Source organism: Glaesserella parasuis (genome assembly GCF_017352235.1).
In the GTDB taxonomy this organism is placed as follows: domain Bacteria; phylum Pseudomonadota; class Gammaproteobacteria; order Enterobacterales; family Pasteurellaceae; genus Glaesserella; species Glaesserella parasuis.
In genome coordinates this window covers 519,999-540,358 of record NZ_CP071487.1, presented here as the reverse complement: position 1 = coordinate 540,358, position 20,360 = coordinate 519,999, and the positions used below count along the sequence as shown (strand labels likewise).

The following is a 20,360-nucleotide window of genomic DNA, read 5'->3' as shown; positions in this document are numbered from 1 at the left end:
AGAGGTCTAATGTAGTAATAAAATTATTCCACTTTCTCTACCACTTCAGCAGATTGCACTGGTGCGGCTTGATGAGCGTGGTTAGAGTTATTGTTGTGAGAAATCGCACGAGCTGGCACAACGGTTGAAATTGCGTGCTTGTAAACCATTTGACTCACTGTGTTTTTTAATAAAATAACGAATTGATCGAAAGACTCAATTTGACCTTGTAATTTAATGCCATTCACGAGGTAAATGGAAACTGGAATCCGTTCACGGCGAAGTGCATTTAAGTATGGATCTTGTAAAGATTGACCTTTTGCCATTTTATGTTCCTTCTAATTATTGTTGTTTAATGCTTTGCCAAAGGCATTGCGATATTACCACAGTTTCAAATGCTTTTGCTGTACTTTTTCGATCATTTTTTTATAAGAATTTTCAGGATCTAAACTATCAAGCCATTCTAGCTCACTCGTCCAACCTCTTAGCCAAGTGATTTGGCGTTTAGCAAGCTGACGAGTTGCACAAATTCCCTTAAAGATTGCTTCATCAAGAGAAGTTTGACCTTCCAAATATTCCCACATTTGTCGATAACCGACACAGCGAATAGAAGGCAGATCAACATTTAAATCGCCCCGTTGATAAAGCTGTCGAACTTCTTGTTCAAAGCCTAAATCGATCATTTTATGAAAACGTTGTTCAATCCGTTGATGTAGCACAGCTCGCTCTTGGGGAGCTATCGCAAACTGCATTATCTCATAAGGAATACCTTCGCCTTGTTGAGCGGTGAGTTCCGTCATTGTTTTTCCCGAAATATAAAAGACCTCTAACGCCCGATTAATACGCTGGCTATCATTAGGGTTGATCCGCTTAGCCGAAATTGGGTCGATATTAACCAGTTCTTGATGTAAACCTGCCCAACCGATTTGCTCTGCTTTTGCTTCAATTTCTGCCCGAATATCTGGATCTGCCGAAGGCAATGGCGACAAGCCATCAAGCAATGCTTTGTAATAAAGCATTGTACCCCCCACCAACAAGGGGATTTTACCTTGAGCCGTAATATCTGCCATTTCTCGTAACGCATCTTCACGAAAATTCATAACAGAATAACTTTCTGATGGGTCAAGAATATCAATTAAACGATGGGGGGTAAGTTCGAGTTCAGCCTTACTCGGCTTAGCCGTGCCTATATCCATACCTTTATAAATCAAGGCGGAATCAACACTGATTACCTCAACAGGAATCTGCTGGCGTAGGGCAATGGCAAGATCGGTTTTCCCCGATGCCGTTGGCCCCATTAAAAAAATTGCGAGAGGTTTTTGCATTACATCTAGTCTATAAAATAACAAGCGGTGAGTTAGGGGGCTTTTATTTCTCCTGGTTTTATCATCGACAACGCAGATTGAATACTACGCTCAATCGTAGGGCGACGAGGATCATCTTCAGGCATTAACTTCAACATCATTCCCCACGTCATTGCCGCCATTTTATAGTCTTCCTGTTCAAACGCACGGAAAGCCAATAAGCTCAAGGCATTGGTATTTGTATGATCTGCCCTAATCACTTCTTTGAGCAATAACTCACCTTGCGATTTATCTTTTGGGTCTTCAGAGAACAATAAAATTTCAGCGTGACGTAACTTATACTGCATATTCTCTGGTTTTAGCTTGCTCGCTTTAGCAAAACTATCAAGAGCTAGCTGTCCATTATCCAACGCCATTCCTAACTGACCTAGCATAAACCAATGTTTATCGTCATTCGGATTTTTTTGTAGCTCAACACGTAGTGCCATTGCAAATTGGTTCAGCTCTTGTTCTGAAAGGGGATCGGTTTCTTCCGTTTTTACTCTTTCATAAAAATAATCAAGCTTTTTGTGGCTCATTTCAAGCATTGTGCCACTAAACCACGAACCGATGTTCCAATAGATCCCAGCACTAATACCGCCAATCAATAAAATCAAGGCGATAAACCATAATTTGCCAAGATGTCCAAATGATTTTGCCGAACTTACCGCTTGTGTTTGATGCTCAGGAATATCATCAAGCAGGCTTTGTTGAAGTTCGAGCTTCGTCTGCTCGCTATCTTCAATAATACCTGCTTCCGCTTCTTGTTCCACTTCTTTTAAACGGTCAAAGTAGAAGGCTTTATTGAGGCTATCTCGCTTTTGTGTGCTTAAATTTTGACGCTGTTTCAATAAAGGGTAAAACGCCACCACGCCAATAATCAGCGTAATAATCGTGACTAAAATCCAAAAATTCATTATTTATCCTTTTCGTTTAAAATCTGATTAAGGCGAGCTGTATCAACCACATTTGCATTTTTCTGCTCAGAACTGACCGCTTGTACACGCTTTTTACGTTTAAACATAATGCCTAAACCTACCCCAATTAACAATAACGGCATAAGCCAGAGTAGAATAGTTGCTGGTGTGATAGGCGGATCATAAGTCACGAAATTACCATAACGTTCTACCATATAACTAACGACTTCATCTTTGCTTTTACCTTGTTTCAGTAGCTCAAGGGTCTTGTTACGCATATCTGTCGCAATGGTTGCATTTGAATCTGCAATATTGTTATTTTGACATTGGGGACAACGTAGCTCTTGGATTAACGCACGATAATCAGATTCTTGCTGTGCATTATCAAATTGTTGCATATCCGTCGAAGCTATACTTAATACAGGGACAAGCAATAAGAGTGCAAATAATTTCTTCATAGCCATTACTTCAATTTCTCATAAACGGGTTTTAGCACTTCATTCCACACTTTTTCATTCACATCACCTGTATGGCGGTAATGAATTTTGCCGTTACCGTCAATAATAAAGGTTTCAGGTGCACCATAAACCCCTAAATCTAACCCTAAAGAGCCTTTTGGATCATAAACAACGGCTTTGTAAGGATCACCATAATCTTTTAAAAATTTTAATGCCTTAGCACGCTCATCTTTGTAATCTATCCCGACAATTTCAATCCCTTGTTTAGCAAGAACAGTTAAAAATTGATGTTCCGCAAAACAAGTTGGACACCAAGTTGCCCATACATTTAATAAGCGTGGCGTTCCTGTTTTAACCACAGATGAATCTAACATCTGTGTTGCTTCGTGTAACGACTCTAACTTAAATTCAGGGATCGTTTTACCTATGAGTGCAGACTCAAGAGCTTTGGGATCTTCCCCATTGGCATTGCGTTGAAGCTGAATAGTAAAGGCGATAATTAACCCCAAAAAAACAATCAGCGGAATAAGTAGTTTGGCTTTCATCTGTTTTCCTTACACATAACAAAGGGCGTATATGAACGCCCCACTTTTAGAGATTGATTTTACCTAAACGTTCACCCATTTTGGTTGGTTCGCCTGCTTTTAAGTGAGCTTCCAACTCCACAGCACCTTTCGGGAACAAATTAATCACCGTAGAGCCTAAACGGAATGCCCCCATTTCTTGCCCTTTTTTCAAATGTACTGCGGTTTCGCCTGTAGGGAGATATTCGTAAACTGTCACTTCTTTTGCTCTTGGCGGATTGATTACTCCTGCCCAAACAGTACTCATACTGGCGGTAATAGTTGCCCCTACAAGGATTTGCACCATAGGCCCAAATGCCGTTTCAAATTCACAAATCAGACGTTCATTACGCGCAAAAAGATTTGGAACGTGTTCTGCTAAAAATGGATTAACCGAAAACAGCTCACCAGGCACATAGATCATCTTACGCAACGTTGCATCGCACGGCATATGCACACGATGATAATCTCTTGGCGATAAATAAGTGGTAATAAAATTGCCGTTTTTGAACTTATCTGCCAGATTAAGATCATTAGCAAGTAATGTTTCTAAACTAAATTGGTGACCTTTCGCTTGTAATAATTGGTTCTCTTCAATTTTACCCAACTCACTCACTCGACCATCTGCAGGTAAACAGAGTGCTTGTGGATTTTGGTTAATTGGGCGAGCATTTTCCTTTAATGGACGAATAAAAAATTCATTAAATGATGCATAATCAGAAGCCTTAGTTTTTTCTGCTTCTGCTAAATTGACTTGGTATTTTTTCGCAAAAACATTGATGATGAAATGAGTGATTACTCCCCATTTACGTTCCGCAAGCCAGCCTGCTGCTTGGGTTAAGTACAGCTGTGGCATCATATATTGAAACGCGATTTTGGCACGTTGTGCGTAGGTTGGCGCTGGGTAGGATTTTAATTGCATTGCAGTATCCGATGAATAAATAAGTTAAAGGGATAAAAGTATAGCAAATGCACGGAAGAATGAGTAGATACAATGAGACACAACAAACTTTATTTTCTAAATTAAATGCAGAAAACAAAGCGTATTAGCAGAGTAAAAAATGTTTAACAGCACGAGATATAGCACCCCTAAAAGTCCCCATTGTTTCTTATACCTTGGCATACCAATCTTTTTTCTGCGATGGGTCAAGTAGGGTAGTTAATAGGCTTGCCAGTAAATCCACACTGAGAACAAAAATACCAATCGCAAGCACGCCTGCGGAAATCGCATTGTAATCTTTTAGTGCAAGGGCATTAACTATCCAACGTCCTACGCCTCCCCAGCTCACCACATTTTCGACAAGCATAGCAAAGGCGAAAATTAAAGTGATATTTCTTGCGATCATCGGAATAAGTGGAGGCAAGGTATTGCGTAAAATATGCACCCACCAGATTTTAAGTGGCGACCAGCCTCGTGTACGAGCGACTTTGACATAATTTTGTTTCAGCACATATTCCGTACGTTGTTTTGTCATTCGGATAATTTCTAACGTCGCTGGCACAGCTAATACAAGGGTGGGCAGTGCAAGATGATGCAAGGCGCTTTGCATCATTTTTAATTTATGTGGTGCATCTGAAAGAAAAATATCTAAAATTTTAACGCCTGTGATTGTTGGCACCGCATAAATGGGGTGGAGTTCGCCGACAGCTGAAATTGCCCAATGATGGCTAGAAGCATACGCCAATAAGACAATGGCAAGCCAAAATACAGGCACAGCAAGGCTTAATGATCCCAGTGAGCCTAACAGTTTGCCAATCATATTTTGCCGTTGTAGCGCCGCAAAAAAGCCAAGCGGAATGCCTAGCATCAGCGAAAGTAACATAGCCGATAAACAGAGCGAGATCGTGGCTGGAAAGACATTTAAAATTAATTTCGTTAAAGGCTCACCTGTCATTTCGCTAACGCCTAAATTCCCTTCAAGCAATTGTTGCAAATAAATTGCATAGCCTGAGAAGCCTTGTTCAATGACAGAATAATGCGGATTTCTCAGCAAAATAAAATAACTGATAAGCGATAAAATCATCAGTGAAATGATGATTAACAAGAGCTTACGAATAAGAACGAACAACATTTTATTTCACCTTAATGTCAGATAATTTAACCTGCCCAAACGCACTGATTTTGACATTCTTAACGCTGTTATTGGCAACTAACAACCGTTTGACATTCACCAAAGGTAACAGCGGTAAGCGTTCTTCAAGTAGAGTTTGAAGTTGTTGATAATATTGCATTCGGCTTTGTGGATCTTCAGCGGTTCTTGCTAATTTAAGCAATTCATCAAATTCCACGCTACACCAATTCGATAGATTGGTCACCGCATCTTGCAAGCGACAACTTAAAATCGAAGAGAGAAAACTATCAGGATCAAAATTATTGGCTAACCAACCACTTAGAATTAAATCATAGTCTGCCTGATGATTTTCAAGTTGCTGAGTTAAGTAGGCTCGGCTCACTTGGCGAACATTGAGTGTAATCCCCACTTTCGCCAACTCTGCACGCAGATATTCCGCCATTTTTAACGGGTGCAAGTGATAAACACGTTTCTCATCAATTACCCATAGCGTTAAGCGGTCTGTTTCCTCCATTTTTTTACTCGTATCAGGCGGATAATAAGGGTAGCTTGTTGGATTTTCTTGCGCATACAACGCCTTCGGCAGTACATTTTGTGGTACTTCAGCAACGCCGTAAAACAGAATACGCGCCAGACGCTCACGATCAATACTTGTCGCAATTTTTTGGCGTAATGCTGGATCTTTCATTTTATCTTGGCGGAAATTAAAGGCTAAAAAGGCAAGGTTTGCCCCAGCCGTTTCAATTACATAGCCTTGCGTTTTATCCAAAATAGAGAGCTGACTTGGTTCTGGAAAGGCAGAAATATCGCACTCGTTGTTCAAAAACTTTGCCATTCTCCCTGTGCCAGAGGTAGAGAAATCCACCACTAAATTACTGATATTGGCTTTTTTGCCCCAATAGCGAGGATTAGGCTGTAAGCGAACAAAATCGTTTTGTACATAATTATCAAGCTGATATACCCCCGTGCCAACAGGCAGAATATCGAGTTGCATTAAATTATCATCGGCATTGAGTTGTAAGGCATACTCTTTCGATAAAATCACCGCATACTGACTGGCAAGATGAGCCAAAATTGAGCTATCAGGCTGTGCCAAACGAATTTTAACGATATGCGATGAAGGCGCTGAAATCTCGACGATCTGATTAGCAAGATCGACACTTTCAAAATAAGAGAAATGGGTGCGGTCTGCAATTCGGTGACGAACTTGATGTTGTACTTCTCGATTAAGCTCAGGCAGTTCCCCAACTTTGCCTAAAATTCGATTTAAAGAAAAGATCACATCTTCACTTGTCAAATAGCGTGTTGGCGTAAACCATTTTGTATGATGAAAAGAGACTTTTTTGCGTAAATATAACGTAATGGTTAAACCGTCCTCACTCATTTCAAAGCGTTCTGCAAGGGCAGGCTTCAGCTGGTTTTGTTCGGGATCAAATTCAATCAGTTTGTCGTAAATCTGTTCTGTAACGACATTCATATTTGAACCAACATCGGCTTTTTGAGGATTAAAAGAAAAACCAGAGGCACTGGTACAGTAAACCAGACTGTCTGTCAGTAACGCTTGTGGAATTTTAGGAGATGCGTAAGCGGTAAGATATGTGCCTAAAAATGCAAATCCCCATAGCATAAGTTGTTTCATCATTTGCTGATCCCATAACTCCGCAATTTATTGGCAATTGCAGTATGTGAAACACCTAAGCGTTGAGCCAATTTACGCGTACTTGGATATTCCGTATAGAACTTGCGTAACAGTGAGGCTTCAAAACGATTAACCAGCTCTTCTAATGAACCTTGCTCTAAATGTGAAATTTCAAAATGGCTTGGTACCGTTTCAGGCAAGTTAAGATCACTCGATTTAAGTTGATCGGTAGCTAAAGAGCAAGCTCGATAAATTGCATTATAAAGTTCGCGTAAATTTCCAGACCAATGATAGGCTTGCATAGCTTTGATAAAATGTTCATCGTAAAGCGGTTTACGAATGCCTAGTTGCTGACTGATTTGGGTAATAAAGTGATCGGTCAGTAGCATTAAATCCCCTTGTCTTTCACGCAACGGCGGTAAATTCAAGGTAAGCACATTCAAGCGATGGTATAAATCTTCGCGTACTTTTCCTTCCGCAACTAAGGTCGCAAGCGGTTTTTGTGATGTACAAATAACACGCACATCAACTTGAATTTCTTTATCTTCACCTACGCGGCGAAATGATCCATCATTCAAAAAACGTAATAATTTGCCTTGCATTTCAAGGGATAGTTCTGCAACCGAGTCGAGCAATACTGTTCCGCCATTGGCATACTCAAAAAAGCCAACGTGCGTACGGTCGCCACCGTGATGTCCAAACATTTCGCTCTCAGCCTCTTCTTCAGGCAATCCAGCACAATTAACGGCAATGAATTTTTGATCCCGACGAAAACTAAATTGGTGGCACGCTTTGGCAAACAAATCTTTACCTGTTCCCGTTTCGCCTTGAATAAGCAAAGGCACATTGAGTGTCGCAAATTTCTTGGCTTGTTCAATCACCGCTTTCATTTTGGCACTCTTCGTCAAAATATGATCGAAATCACTGTTTTGATTTGCCATAAATTGACGTAAATCGAGTTGCATTGTTTGCTGAGATTGCAGAGTAACAACATACCCAAGCGGTCGGTTTTGTGCCGCCTCCCACAATTCAATCGGCAGTAAATCCATTCGCCATACTTGATCATTAAATTGAATAGGGTGAGAAATTGGCTGTAACGTTGTCGGTAAAATAGAACGCCCTTGTTGCAAAACCCACTGATACCATTTGGTGCGATTGAGATTGACGATAATTTCGTTGAGATCAACGCCTTCAAGAGAAAGAATTTGCTCTTGTTTTTTCTTAGGTAGCGACTGGCGATAAATCGGTAATAAAACTTTACAGGCTTGAGAATTAGCAAAGGCAATTTTACCGTTGAGATCAAGCGATAAAACAGGATTAGGCAACGCCTCAATTAAGGCTCTCAACTCAAGATTTTTACGTTCTTGTGGAAGATGATGAATTTCTTGAACAGCAGTAATACTTGGAATTTTCTTCAACTGTTTGACAAAATTAGCTTGCTGGCTAGTCTCCATTGCTTTAGTACGCAAATAAACAAGCCCTTTTTCGCCTAATTTTTGCAGTTCGATCCCTTCTAAATTTATGCCTTTCGTTGCCAATAAACTTAAAATATCTTGAGCAACGCCCACACGTTCAATACACTCAATCGCAAATCGCATCTTCTCTTCCTTTTGTAAAATAAGCCTTTGATCTGTCCGCTTATGATACTCCGAAAAAAGAATTTTGGAAATTTTTGTTTACAATATAGTAAGACAAGAATGGATTAACTATTATTGTAGGGAGAAAAATCTAGGCTATACTTGTAATCATCTTATCTTCTCCAAATAATTTCACATTCTACTTTTAACTGCTCCATTGGCTTTCCTTGCAACTTTTGGCGTATCAGATTAAACAGCGAAAATGCAATTTGTTGATGATTCTGTTTAATCGAATGAATATGAAACGGCAGAGCGTTAAGTAAATCGTGATCATCAAAAGTGGCTAAATGTAATTGACCGTTCAACAGTTTATCCATTTGCTTGTGTTCAGTGAGGTAACGTAGAACACCTTCCAAAATGGTATAAGACGCGGTAAATACTGCTTCAGGCAAACGCCCTAAACGTTCAACCAGCTCTGCCATCAACTGATAACCTGATTCAGGTTGGTAATTTTTATGTAAAATCCAACCGCTTTCTTCTTGTAAGTTACCTTGCTTTAAGCCTTGGCGAAAACCAGCTAAACGAGATTCACTAGGAGAAAGTGAGCATTGACCGCCAAAATAAAAATATTCTTTAAGTTGATAGCGTTGGATCGTTAGAGATACTAGTTCTGCAATTTTTTCGGTATCAGCACTAATCACATAACCTAATTCAAGTTGAGGAACATAGCGGTCAAGTTGTAGTAGAAGAGTATGCTTTAATACGGATTTATAGTATTTTGGATCTTGATGTGTTGGAGCGGTAATTAGGAGATCAATTTGACGGTCAAGTAAACGATCTATCGCTTGTTTCTCCTGTTGAGGATTATCATCAGAACAAGCAATGACTAAGTACAAACCATTCTCTCGGCACAATTTCTCTAAAGTCTTTGCTGTAGAGGCAAAGCCATAATTGGTTAAATCAGGAATGACCAGACCAATAACATTGGTGCGACGTAGTTTAAGTGCTTTTGCATAAGCATTTGCACGGTAACCGTGCTGTTTTGCGATTTCTTCAACTTTTTGGCGGGTTTCAGGCTTAATGCGAAATTGTTCTGCCTGCCCATTTAAGATCATACTTGCTGTGGTTTTTGATACACCCGCAAGTTGTGCAATATCATTGAGGGTCAAGCGTTTCCGTGATGATTTAATTTCCATATATTCTCCCTTATTTAAGATGTGTATTTTATCTCTTTGTTTTTAGGAAGAATTATAGCTGATTTATCTTCTCATCGGTAATAAAATGAAAAAGGAAGCTTATTTTGCTTCCCTTTCCTGTTAAGACAGATTAATCCGCCAACTTCGTACCATATAAGTAAGTATAACCAAATGGGCTTTGTTTATAGTCTTGAACACGTTTACTTGTTGGGGCAAAGTTAATTGAGTGTGCCACATTGATCCAAGGCGCTTGTTCTTTCAACAATACTTGTGCTTGTTCATAAATTTTTGCACGCTCTGCCTTGTCAGATAAACCAACCGCTTTGTGTAACAACGCATCTAATTCAGGATTTTTAAAGCGAGCGTAGTTACTGTTACCCACGTTTTCACTGCCGAATAGTGGCGATAAGAAGTTATCCGGATCGCCATTATCACCCGACCAACCGTAAGTCCCCGCAGTCAATTCACCTGCTTTGGTACGTTTGATGTAGTCGCCCCATTCGTAGCTAACCAGTTTTGATTTCACGCCTACTTTTTCCCAGTCGCTTTGCACTAATTCTGCCATACGACGTGGGTTCGGGTTAGAAGCACGCACCACAGGCTGTACCCAAATATCCGTTTCAAAACCATTTTCAAAGCCAGCTTCTTTTAATAACTGTTTTGCTTTTTCTGGGTTATATTCATAACCAGTGATTTCGTTGTTATAGCCCCAAATTGTTGGTGGAAGTGGGTTTTTCGCCGCCACACCTGCACCACGATAAACGGCATCAATGATGGCATTTTTATCCACCGCATAGTTTAACGCTTGGCGTACTTTCACATTATCGAACGGTGCTTTTTCAGTATTGAACGCAATATAAGCAATATTCAACCCTGATTGAGAAAGTAAATTCACTTTCGGATCGGTTTTCATCTTCTCAAGATCTGCAGCGTTTGGGAAGTCAATTAAGTCACAAGCACCCGCTTGTAATTTTGCATAACGAGCCGTTGCATCAGGGACAATTTCAAAGATCAAGCGGTCAATATCCGCTTTTCCTTTCCAATACTCTTTATGTGCGAAATAGCGACTTTTTTGATCCACTTGATAGCCTGCAAACACAAACGGACCAGTACCAATAGGTGTTGTATCAATGGTTTCTGGTTTGCCTGCCGCTAACATTTTATCCGCATATTCCGCTGAATAAATCGAGATAAAGTCCATACCTAAACTCGCTAAGAATGTCGCATCTTGACGGTTTAAGGTAATTTTCACTGTATGATCATCAACTTTTTCCACTGATTTCAACAATGTTGGGAATTTCATTGCTTTGAAGTACGGATAAGTAGCTTTAGATACATTGTGGTATGGGTGATTTGGATCTAACTGACGTTGGAATGAAAACACCACATCGTCCGCATTAAAATCACGGCTTGGGGTAAACTCTTTATTTGAGTGGAATTTCACACCTTTACGCAAATTAAAGGTATAAGTTAAACCATCATCACTCACTCTCCAGCTTTCTGCAAGAGCAGGTTCAATATCTGTTGAACCACGTTTGAACTCAACAAGGCGGTTATACACTTGTTGTGAACTTGCATTATACGAAATCCCGTCCATCACTAATGCAGGGCTAAAGCCTGTTGGTGAACGGCTAACACAGTTAATGAACGTTTTATCTGCGGCTTGAGCAACAGTTGAAACCAATAATGTCGTGGCTAAGAGAGAGAATTTAGTATTTAGTTTCATAATATCTCCAATAAAGAGTGAAAAATTGCAAGCAAGATACCGATTATTTTGCTGAAGGTAAAGAACAAAAATGTGGTCTTTATAACAAAATGATATAAAAAACTCACCGCTTGCGTAAACAAGCGGTGGGTTTCTTTCCATTATTTACTAGCGAAATTCAGCCATTAACTCGCCCGCTTTTTGTACCATTGCTGTTGAACCCACAAAGAATGGCACACGTTGATGTAATTCAGTTGGTTTAATGTCTAAAATCGGATTAAACCCGTCAGTCGCCATACCGCCAGCCTGTTCCGCTAAGAATGCCATCGGGTTGCCTTCGTAAAGTAGGCGTAATTTACCGTTCGGGTGGCTTTTCGTGCTTGGGTAAATGTAGATACCGCCTTTTAACAAGTTACGGTGGAAGTCTGAAACCAATGAGCCGATATAACGAGAAGAGTATGGGCGCCCCGTTGCTTTATCTTCTTCTTGGCAGAATTTAATGAATTTCTTCACGCCCTCTGGGAATTTGAGATATTGCCCTTCGTTAATCGAATAATATTTGCCTTCAAACGGCATTTTCATATTTGGGTGAGAAAGAATGAACAAACCTAAAGAAGGATCATAGGTAAAGCCGTTTACGCCATTACCCGTCGTATAAACTAACATTGTTGATGAACCATAGGTCACATAGCCTGCCGCAACTTGTTTACGCCCAGGTTGTAAAAAATCGTCCATCGTCACAGGCGTGCCAATCGGTGATACACGTTTGTAGATCGAAAAGATTGTTCCGACAGACACATTCACATCAATGTTGGACGAACCATCAAGGGGATCTGTCATTAGAATGTATTTTGCATTTCTACCACGTTCTGTATCAAACGCCACGAAAGTATCATCTTCTTCAGATGCAAATCCTGCCACATCGCCACGAGCAATTAATGCTTTTTTCATTGTTTCGTTGGCAAATACATCGAGCTTCATCTGGGTTTCGCCCTGAATGTTTTCATCGCCAGATACACCTAAAATATCTTGGGTTAAACCTGCTCGGTTAATGTCACGGTGAATGATTTTTGCAGACAAACGAATGGAAGATAGAATACCACTGAGTTCCCCCGTAGCTCCTGGATATTCTGCTTGGCGTTCAACAATAAATTCGCCTAATGTTTTCATTTTTTATCTCCTTATTAGCTATTCAATACAGTTTGCTTTATTATACTCGCCCATTGAAACCCTGTTTTCGAGTAAAGTTTTGTTTTGTGATACTGTTCACAATTTTTATGTAAGGAATGCTATGAAACAGCAACATATTCATATTTTAGGGATCTGCGGAACCTTTATGGGTGGCGTGGCGATTATTGCAAGGGAGTTAGGTTATAGAGTCACAGGGTCAGATACCAATGTTTATCCACCAATGAGTACCTTTTTGGAAAAAAGTGGCATTGAAATTATCCCCCATTACGATATTGCACAGCTCGATCCTGTTCCCGATATGATTATTATCGGCAATGCGATTAGCCGTGGTAATTCTTGCGTAGAACATATCTTAAATCACCGCTTGCCATACACTTCAGGGTCACAATGGCTAAGAGATCATTTACTCAAAGATCGTTGGGTGCTTGCTGTGTCAGGCACGCACGGCAAAACCACCACAACGGGAATGTTAAGCTGGATTTTAGATCAAGCTGGCATTGATACAGGTTTCTTAATCGGCGGTGTTGCAGGCAACTTTGGTATTTCAGCTCGTGCAGGCTCAAGCGATTTCTTTGTGATTGAAGCGGACGAATATGATTCAGCCTTTTTTGACAAACGTTCTAAATTCGTACATTACAATCCAAAAACCTTAATTATCAACAACATTGATTTTGACCACGCAGATATTTTTGATGATTTAAAAGCAATTCAACGCCAGTTCCATCATCTTATCCGCACAATGCCACAAAATGGCTGCATTTTGTCTGCAACATCAGATGAAAATGTCCAAAACACCTTAAAAATGGGCTGTTATAGCGAGCAGCAATTTATCGGGCAAGATCAAGATTGGTACGCCGAGCCGTTAAGTTCGGATTACTCCCATTTTGCGATTTACCATAAACAGCAAAAAGCAGGGGAAGTGGAATGGAACTTGCTCGGCGCTCACAATATGCACAATGGCTTAATGGCGATTGCCGCAGCACATCACGCGGGGGTAAGCGTTGAGCAAGCCTGTTTAGGTTTAAACAGCTTTATCAATGCCAACCGCCGTTTAGAAGTCAAAGGGGAAGTGAATGGCATTACCGTTTATGATGATTTTGCCCACCACCCAACCGCTATTTTAGCAACCATCGACGCACTTCGTGGCAAAGTAGGTAAAGAACAACGCATTTTAGCGGTATTAGAGCCTCGTTCAAACACAATGAAAATGGGCGTTCACAAAGAGGAAATTGGCCCATCGTTGAAAGACGCTGATGCCGTCTTTGTTTATCAACCCGATACCATTCCGTGGCAAGTCAGCACGATTACAGATGCACTAAGCCAGCCGGCACAATGGTCGGCAAGCCTAGATGAATTAGTGGAATTGATTGTCAAGGAAGCTAAACCAACGGATCATATTTTAGTGATGAGTAATGGGGCATTTGGTCAGATTCATCAGAAGTTATTAGAGAGACTACCTTTTTCGTTAGCAGCCGCAAACATTGTATAAAATACATTCAATGTTATTTATGGTACGTTATTTACTTTTGCCTTTCTATTTTTCTCTTAAAATGCCATAATGACTCGCTTTTTCTGTCTATTGAATTTTACTGAATAAAATTGTAGAAAATCAGACAAAAGTACCGCTTGCAACGGTTAAAAATGCAAATATCGTGATTGATTATGCGGTCAGATTTTGAGTGTAAGACATAAAACAGATCACCTTAGATCATAGGGTTCACGTCAGTTTGTCCTTAGACAGTCGGGAGATTGACAGATTAGCAAAAATACAAACCCAAACCCTATGAATAGCACTAACAAAAATAAAATGAGAAAACACAATGAAAAGAATGTTAATCAATGCAACTCAAAAAGAAGAGTTGCGTGTTGCCCTTGTTGATGGGCAACGACTGTTCGACTTGGATATTGAAAGTCCGGGACACGAACAAAAGAAAGCAAATATCTACAAAGGTAAAATTACCCGTGTTGAACCTAGTCTTGAAGCAGCATTCGTTGATTACGGTGCAGAGCGTCACGGTTTCCTTCCGTTAAAAGAGATTTCTCGTGAATACTTCCCTCAAGGTTATGTATTCCAAGGTCGCCCAAACATAAAAGATATTATTCAAGAAGGGGCGGAAGTTATTGTTCAAGTCAGCAAGGAAGAACGTGGTAATAAAGGGGCGGCTTTAACGACCTTTATCTCTTTGGCTGGTAGCTATCTTGTTTTAATGCCAAATAACCCTCGTGCTGGCGGTATTTCTCGTCGTATTGAAGGGGACGAGCGTTTAGATCTGAAAGAAGCGTTAGATTGCTTAGATGTACCTGAAGATGTGGGTTTAATTGTGCGTACTGCTGGGGTGGGTAAATCCCCTGAAGAGCTACAATGGGACTTAAAAGTTTTATTACATCACTGGGAAGCAATCAAAAAAGCGGCAGAATCTCGCCCTGCACCGTTCTTAATTCATCAAGAAAGTGATGTGATTGTGCGTGCAATCCGTGATTATCTTCGTCGTGATATTGGTGAGATTTTGATCGATAATCGTAAGGTATTTGAGAAAGCAAAAAATCATATCCGCCTTGTGCGTCCTGATTTTATCAACCGTGTTCGCCTGTATGAAGGTGAAGTACCGTTGTTCAGTCACTATCAAATCGAATCCCAAATCGAATCAGCATTCCAACGTGAAGTGCGTTTACCGTCAGGCGGTTCTATTGTGATTGATGTAACCGAAGCATTGACAGCTATCGACATCAACTCATCTCGTGCGACCCGTGGTGGAGACATTGAAGAAACAGCATTAAATACCAACTTAGAAGCGGCAGACGAAATTGCTCGTCAGTTACGTTTGCGTGACTTGGGCGGTTTAATCGTGATCGACTTTATTGATATGACTCCAGTTCGTCATCAACGTGAAGTGGAAAATCGTATCCGTGAAGCGACACGCCAAGATCGTGCAAGAATCCAGTTTGGACGCATTTCTCGTTTCGGATTACTTGAAATGAGCCGTCAGCGTTTAAGTCCATCATTAAGTGAAGCGTCATCACACGTTTGCCCTCGCTGTCAAGGTACAGGAAAAATTCGTGATAACGAGTCGATTGCACTCTCCATTTTACGTTTATTAGAAGAAGAAGCGATTAAAGAAAACTCAGTACAGGTTCACGCTATTGTGCCTGTGGAAATTGCTTCGTACTTATTAAATGAAAAACGTAAGGCGATTAGCGACATTGAAAAACGCCACGATGTCCAAGTGATTGTTGTACCAACCGAAAGTATGGAAACCCCACACTTTAGCGTATATCGCCTGCGTGAGAATGAGATCGTTCCAACCTTAAGTTACGATTTAGTGAAACGCTACCAAGAACAAGATGAAGAAAATCACATTCATCATCACCATTCGGAAGAAGCGTTGGTTAGCCGTAATAAGCCAGTGATTACCGTTGAATCAGTATTACAAAGTTCAGAGTTAAATTTACAGCCTGCACCAACACCAGTTGAGCCAGCAAAACCTTCGTTAATCAGTCGAATTATTGCGAAAATCAAAGCAATGTTTGCAAGCGAAGAGAAAGAACCTGAGAAGAAGCAAGGTAAAGGTAAGGCTCGTAACCAGCGTGAACGTCGTCAGCAACGCCGTGAAAAACCAAACCGCAACGAACGCCAAGAGCGTAAAAACACGGTCGTTGAAGCAACGAAAGAAGCTGAAGTCGTTCCAGTAGAGCCTAAGAAACGTCGTGAAATTGTAGAAGAAGTGGTAGGTGTTTCAGTTCCGCAACAGCGTGAAGCGAAAGTGGCTGAGCGTCGCCAGCGTCGTGACTTACGTAAGAAAGTGCGAATTGAAACTGCAGAACATTCAGCGGAAATTACCGCTTCTTTACCACCAGCAGAAGAGAATGCGGCTGATTCATTTGTGGCAGAGCCTGTAGTAGAAGAGCGTACAGAGCAACGTGAGCCTCGCCAACGCCGTTTACCTCGCCATTTACGCGTAGGCAATCAGCGTCGTCGTGAGCGTCGTGAGGAAGTAAAAGCAGTAATGCCATTAACTTCGGCTGTCGCTTCGCCTGAACTTGCAAGCGGTAAGGTTTGGATTAAATTTAGCGAAATGCCAAAAGCTGTTGCGGAAGAGAAACCTCGTTTCTTATCTGTTGATGAGATGTTACAACAGCAAGAACAGCCAGTTCAATCTGTAGCAAGAGAAGTAGCTGAACCCGCAAAAGAGGAAGCTAACACTCAGGCTCATCAAGATTCAGCGGTACCATTTGGTTATTTCGTAACTCAAAGTTCAGATCGTGATTTAGTCAAAGACAACCACAAACGTCGTACGAAAGTTGAAGCAGAATCCGCAGAAGTTGATCCGAAAGCAGTGGCTTTATCGGCTAAACCATTCGGACTTGTGGTTTCTCAACCGACTAACCGAGATTTAGTTAAAGAAAATCACGAACGTCGCCATATTAAATTGGAAGAACTAGGGCCTCAAGCGGTCGAATCTGAGCAGAAAGTTGCAGCTCCGATTCCAAAACCGATTAAGGTTTATCAAAGTCAATATCAGTTTGAAGGGAAACTAGGCACATTCTCTCGTGTTGCACATACGCAAGTAGAAATGACGGTTGCAGCAGCACCAGCGGAAGAAATTGCCTTAATTCAAGCAAAAGAGTGGCAGAACTCAAAATACTATTTCTACGGAAAAGGCTTTGGCGGACATAGTAGTGCAGTGAGCCACGTTTATTCTGCACCTAGGGGTGCAAAAATAAAAGGTTGATCTTTAATCACTTGTAAATGCTTAGGGAACTAATTCCTAAGTATTTACTCTAAATGTGGCAATTTAAACCTTAATTTATAGGAATTATTTTTATGAAAAAATCTTTATTAGCCGCTTTAGTTTTAGGTGCAGCAACACTTTCTTTAACCGCTTGTGATCAAGCAAAAGAGAAAGTTGCTGAGGTAAAACAAACAACAGAAACTAAAGTAGAAGAAACTAAACAATTAGTTGAAACTAAAGTGGATGGGATAAAGGACGCAGTGTCTTCTCAGACTGAAGAAGCAACACCAGTCATAGATACTAAATAATATTTGTCCATTTCGTATAATTGAAATGAAATATACTTCTCTATAAACAAAATTCAATAAGATTGATATTTAGATATTGAGGAGTAATTTATGTAAATACCAGTTTTTGAGATTATTAGAAAATCGGTATTTTTTCTTTACAAGAATAAAAGTATTGAAGTATTTTTAAGAATTTATAGATACTTCGTTTTTATACATGTTTTCTAAAACCAAGTTACCAGTTGGTGATGGAGTAAGATTGTAAATATATAGGAAAATGCTTTTCTATTTCATTGGATACTTTGCCTCAGAATATACAGGATAGTTTTAGAAATAATATTGCATTAAATGCAATTTATGAGGCAAGAAGCATCGTATTTTCTAATGGTTCCAAGATTATTGTTCAGTGAATACCAAAGTAAAGTTATTTTGGAAAAGCTGTATGTTTGTAGATTATTTTGACAAGGTGCTCTTTACTTATTAGTTAGTCTAAGCTAAAATGCCTCACCTTTTTTAGTTCTATGCCGCCACCAATTTGTGCGGCTTCATTTAAACATATATTTCCTGAGGTGATGGCTTATGCCAGTAATTAAAGTTCGTGAAAATGAATCATTTGACGTAGCATTACGTCGTTTTAAACGCTCTTGCGAAAAAGCAGGTCTTTTAGCTGAAGTTCGTGCTCGTGAGTTCTATGAAAAACCAACTACAATTCGTAAACGTGAAAAAGCGTCTTTAGCAAAACGTCACGCTAAACGTAACTTCCGTGAGAACGCGCGTAACACTCGTTTATACTAATTTTAAATTAGGTAACAGAAGTTAAATTGGAACCGTGAAACCTTTAAGGAATCACGGTTTCAATGTTTATACCGTCCATTACAAGCGGTGAGCATTGTAAAAAAGTTTGCGAAACTACCCACTTGCTAGCAAGGAGATAATCAATGAAAGGCTCTATTCCTCGTTCATTTATTGATGATCTTGTTGCTCGAACCGATATTGTCGAGCTGATCAATAGTCGTGTTAAACTCAAAAAAGCAGGGCGAGATTACCAAGCCTGTTGTCCTTTTCATCACGAAAAAAGTCCCTCTTTTACAGTGAGCCAATCTAAACAGTTTTATCACTGTTTTGGTTGTGGTGTACACGGTAATGTGATTAGCTTTTTAATGGAATATGACAAGTTAGAGTTTCCTGAAGCAATTGAGGAACTTGCTGCATTGCACGGGTTAGAAGTGCCTCGTGAAAATGTGATCAATAGAGATGGCAAACCACAAGCCAGTTATAAAACTCGGCGTAATCTTTATGAATTGTTAGATTTGGTCGCTAAGTTCTATCAACAGCAATTAACGCAAGATAGTGCTAGTCAAGCCTATTTGCAGCAACGAGGTTTATCTCAAGAGATTATTGATCGCTTTGAAATCGGTTTTTCTCCGAATGCGATGGACGCAGTGCTTCGTCGCTTTGGAAATAATCCTGAAGAAGTTCAAAAGTTGCTTGATACGGGTATGCTCTCTAAAAATGATCGTGGCAATGTGTATGATCGTTTCCGTAATCGTGTGATGTTTCCAATTCGAGATAAGCGTGGTCGAGTGATTGCTTTTGGTGGGCGTGTATTAGGCGACGAAAAACCCAAATATCTTAATTCCCCTGAATCTGCCACTTATCATAAAGGCAATGAGCTTTATGGTTTGTATCAAGCCTTACAACATAATGAAAACCCTGACTTTTTATTTGTCGTTGAGGGCTATATGGACGTAGTGGCTTTAGCTCAATTTGGGGTGAATAATGCTGTTGCCTCTTTGGGAACGGCGACAACAGGTGAACAAATTCAGTTAATGTTCAGATCAACAGAGCAAGTGATCTGTTGCTACGACGGCGACCGTGCAGGGCGAGATGCTGCGTGGCGAGCATTAGAAAATGCGTTGCCTTATTTACACGATGGCAGACAACTGAAATTTATTTTCTTACCCGATGGGGAAGATCCTGATACCTTTATTCGCTCTCAGGGTAAAGAGGGTTTTGAACGCTATTTGGAACAAGCATTGACATTGAGTGAATTTTTATTTGATTCTTTGCTTACGCAGGTCGATCTTTCTACTAAAGAGGGAAAATCTAAGCTCGCTTCATTAGCATTGCCTTTGATCAAGCGTATCCCAGGTGAAATGCTACGTTTGTATTTACGAAATATATTGGGGCAAAAACTAGGTATTCTTGATCCAACACAATTAGAGGTGATGTTGCCTCAGAAAAGTGTTGAAACTGCACCTAAACGCCACAATATGCCACATATTGAAAGGACACCGATGCGGTTACTGATTGCGTTACTACTTCAAAATCCTCATTTGGTTCAAAATGTGCCTGAAGATGTGACATTTTTACAGAGTTTGCAGGAAAAAGGTTTCGATCTTTTTCTGGAATTAGTCAATATTTGTCACGCTAATCTGGGTATTTCGATGGGCGGTGTATTGGAACATTTGCGAGAGAGTCCAAACTATCGCCACTTGGAACTGCTGGCAAATTGGGATCACTTGGTATCTTCTGAAAATGTCGAAAACACTTTTATTGATACGCTTGATTTTTTCTATAAGAAACTGCTTGATCGACAAATTGAAATTTTAATGGCAAAAGATCGTACAACAGGTTTAAATCAGCAGGAAAAACAGGAATTAATGATGTTATTGACTGGGCGGTAAGCGGTCAAATACTTAT

17 protein-coding genes are annotated in these 20,360 nt (G+C 40.2%); 5 read left to right on the top strand and 12 right to left on the bottom strand.

The features are described from left to right. Positions 1-23: 23 nt before the first annotated feature. The 12 genes from hfq to fbp all read right to left on the bottom strand — a co-directional run bounded on the left by hfq (position 24) and on the right by fbp (position 12,619). A complete protein-coding gene (hfq, locus tag J1G47_RS02775) occupies positions 24-305 on the bottom strand; it encodes an RNA chaperone Hfq (RefSeq protein WP_005712219.1) in 282 nt (93 codons plus the stop codon). 54 nt (positions 306-359) lie between these two features. Then, positions 360-1,304, bottom strand: a complete 945-nt coding sequence (gene miaA / locus J1G47_RS02770) for a tRNA (adenosine(37)-N6)-dimethylallyltransferase MiaA (protein WP_080691044.1) — start codon at positions 1,302-1,304, stop codon at positions 360-362. A 32-nt stretch (positions 1,305-1,336) separates the two neighbouring features. Beyond that, positions 1,337-2,239, bottom strand: coding sequence for a c-type cytochrome biogenesis protein CcmI (gene ccmI / locus J1G47_RS02765; RefSeq protein WP_021109885.1), 903 nt, complete (start codon positions 2,237-2,239; stop codon positions 1,337-1,339). Continuing rightward, on the bottom strand, positions 2,239-2,697 hold the full coding sequence (locus J1G47_RS02760) for a cytochrome c-type biogenesis protein (RefSeq protein ID WP_035499438.1): 459 nt from the start codon (positions 2,695-2,697) through the stop codon (positions 2,239-2,241). Before J1G47_RS02760 ends, ccmI begins: the two co-directional genes overlap by 1 nt. A 5-nt stretch (positions 2,698-2,702) precedes the next feature. Next, complete coding sequence (locus J1G47_RS02755) at positions 2,703-3,242, bottom strand: DsbE family thiol:disulfide interchange protein (RefSeq protein WP_075605446.1); 540 nt, start codon at positions 3,240-3,242, stop codon at positions 2,703-2,705. Positions 3,243-3,288: 46 nt separating this feature from the next. Next, entirely contained in the window at positions 3,289-4,182 is an 894-nt protein-coding gene (gene asd / locus J1G47_RS02750) for an archaetidylserine decarboxylase (protein ID WP_075605447.1), read from the bottom strand. A gap of 187 nt (positions 4,183-4,369) precedes the next feature. Further along, entirely contained in the window at positions 4,370-5,332 is a 963-nt protein-coding gene (locus tag J1G47_RS02745) for an ABC transporter permease (protein WP_010786166.1), read from the bottom strand. Between the two features lies 1 nt (position 5,333). After that, entirely contained in the window at positions 5,334-6,974 is a 1,641-nt protein-coding gene (locus J1G47_RS02740; RefSeq protein ID WP_035493464.1) for an ABC transporter substrate-binding protein, read from the bottom strand. Continuing rightward, entirely contained in the window at positions 6,971-7,912 is a 942-nt protein-coding gene (locus J1G47_RS11735) for a sigma 54-interacting transcriptional regulator (RefSeq protein WP_234924182.1), read from the bottom strand. The genes J1G47_RS02740 and J1G47_RS11735 overlap by 4 nt, the downstream gene beginning before the upstream one ends. Before the next feature lie 809 nt (positions 7,913-8,721). Continuing rightward, complete coding sequence (locus tag J1G47_RS02730; RefSeq protein ID WP_005712203.1) at positions 8,722-9,744, bottom strand: LacI family DNA-binding transcriptional regulator; 1,023 nt, start codon at positions 9,742-9,744, stop codon at positions 8,722-8,724. A gap of 130 nt (positions 9,745-9,874) precedes the next feature. Further along, on the bottom strand, positions 9,875-11,470 hold the full coding sequence (locus tag J1G47_RS02725) for an ABC transporter substrate-binding protein (RefSeq protein ID WP_207326742.1): 1,596 nt from the start codon (positions 11,468-11,470) through the stop codon (positions 9,875-9,877). Positions 11,471-11,617: 147 nt separating this feature from the next. Beyond that, positions 11,618-12,619: a class 1 fructose-bisphosphatase gene (fbp, locus tag J1G47_RS02720; RefSeq protein WP_021114086.1), complete on the bottom strand. Its 1,002-nt coding sequence runs from the start codon at positions 12,617-12,619 to the stop codon at positions 11,618-11,620. A 121-nt stretch (positions 12,620-12,740) separates the two neighbouring features. On the opposite strand from fbp, the gene mpl reads away from it, so the two are divergent. The 5 genes from mpl (at position 12,741) to dnaG (ending at position 20,344) form a co-directional block, all read left to right on the top strand. After that, positions 12,741-14,129: a UDP-N-acetylmuramate:L-alanyl-gamma-D-glutamyl-meso-diaminopimelate ligase gene (mpl, locus tag J1G47_RS02715; RefSeq protein WP_207326741.1), complete on the top strand. Its 1,389-nt coding sequence runs from the start codon at positions 12,741-12,743 to the stop codon at positions 14,127-14,129. Between the two features lie 331 nt (positions 14,130-14,460). Continuing rightward, entirely contained in the window at positions 14,461-17,370 is a 2,910-nt protein-coding gene (rne, locus tag J1G47_RS02710; protein WP_010786173.1) for a ribonuclease E, read from the top strand. A 92-nt stretch (positions 17,371-17,462) separates the two neighbouring features. Next, positions 17,463-17,678 carry a hypothetical protein gene (locus tag J1G47_RS02705; protein WP_005712192.1) on the top strand — a complete coding sequence of 72 codons (216 nt, stop codon included), beginning with the start codon at positions 17,463-17,465 and terminating at the stop codon, positions 17,676-17,678. 558 nt (positions 17,679-18,236) lie between these two features. Then, positions 18,237-18,452, top strand: coding sequence for a 30S ribosomal protein S21 (gene rpsU / locus J1G47_RS02700; RefSeq protein WP_005712190.1), 216 nt, complete (start codon positions 18,237-18,239; stop codon positions 18,450-18,452). A 143-nt stretch (positions 18,453-18,595) separates the two neighbouring features. Next, positions 18,596-20,344 carry a DNA primase gene (dnaG, locus tag J1G47_RS02695; RefSeq protein ID WP_015939664.1) on the top strand — a complete coding sequence of 583 codons (1,749 nt, stop codon included), beginning with the start codon at positions 18,596-18,598 and terminating at the stop codon, positions 20,342-20,344. Positions 20,345-20,360 lie beyond the last annotated feature (16 nt).

Coding starts and splice junctions, on each gene's coding strand:
- J1G47_RS02740 (WP_035493464.1), bottom strand. CDS start 6,974: ATGATGAAACAACTTATGCTATGGGGATTTGCATTTTTAGGCACATAT.
- J1G47_RS02730 (WP_005712203.1), bottom strand. CDS start 9,744: ATGGAAATTAAATCATCACGGAAACGCTTGACCCTCAATGATATTGCA.
- mpl (WP_207326741.1), top strand. CDS start 12,741: ATGAAACAGCAACATATTCATATTTTAGGGATCTGCGGAACCTTTATG.
- J1G47_RS02745 (WP_010786166.1), bottom strand. CDS start 5,332: ATGTTGTTCGTTCTTATTCGTAAGCTCTTGTTAATCATCATTTCACTG.
- J1G47_RS02760 (WP_035499438.1), bottom strand. CDS start 2,697: ATGAAGAAATTATTTGCACTCTTATTGCTTGTCCCTGTATTAAGTATA.
- hfq (WP_005712219.1), bottom strand. CDS start 305: ATGGCAAAAGGTCAATCTTTACAAGATCCATACTTAAATGCACTTCGC.
- J1G47_RS02725 (WP_207326742.1), bottom strand. CDS start 11,470: ATGAAACTAAATACTAAATTCTCTCTCTTAGCCACGACATTATTGGTT.
- dnaG (WP_015939664.1), top strand. CDS start 18,596: ATGAAAGGCTCTATTCCTCGTTCATTTATTGATGATCTTGTTGCTCGA.
- J1G47_RS02705 (WP_005712192.1), top strand. CDS start 17,463: ATGAAAAAATCTTTATTAGCCGCTTTAGTTTTAGGTGCAGCAACACTT.
- rne (WP_010786173.1), top strand. CDS start 14,461: ATGAAAAGAATGTTAATCAATGCAACTCAAAAAGAAGAGTTGCGTGTT.
- J1G47_RS02755 (WP_075605446.1), bottom strand. CDS start 3,242: ATGAAAGCCAAACTACTTATTCCGCTGATTGTTTTTTTGGGGTTAATT.
- J1G47_RS11735 (WP_234924182.1), bottom strand. CDS start 7,912: ATGGCAAATCAAAACAGTGATTTCGATCATATTTTGACGAAGAGTGCC.
- rpsU (WP_005712190.1), top strand. CDS start 18,237: ATGCCAGTAATTAAAGTTCGTGAAAATGAATCATTTGACGTAGCATTA.
- fbp (WP_021114086.1), bottom strand. CDS start 12,619: ATGAAAACATTAGGCGAATTTATTGTTGAACGCCAAGCAGAATATCCA.
- ccmI (WP_021109885.1), bottom strand. CDS start 2,239: ATGAATTTTTGGATTTTAGTCACGATTATTACGCTGATTATTGGCGTG.
- miaA (WP_080691044.1), bottom strand. CDS start 1,304: ATGCAAAAACCTCTCGCAATTTTTTTAATGGGGCCAACGGCATCGGGG.
- asd (WP_075605447.1), bottom strand. CDS start 4,182: ATGCAATTAAAATCCTACCCAGCGCCAACCTACGCACAACGTGCCAAA.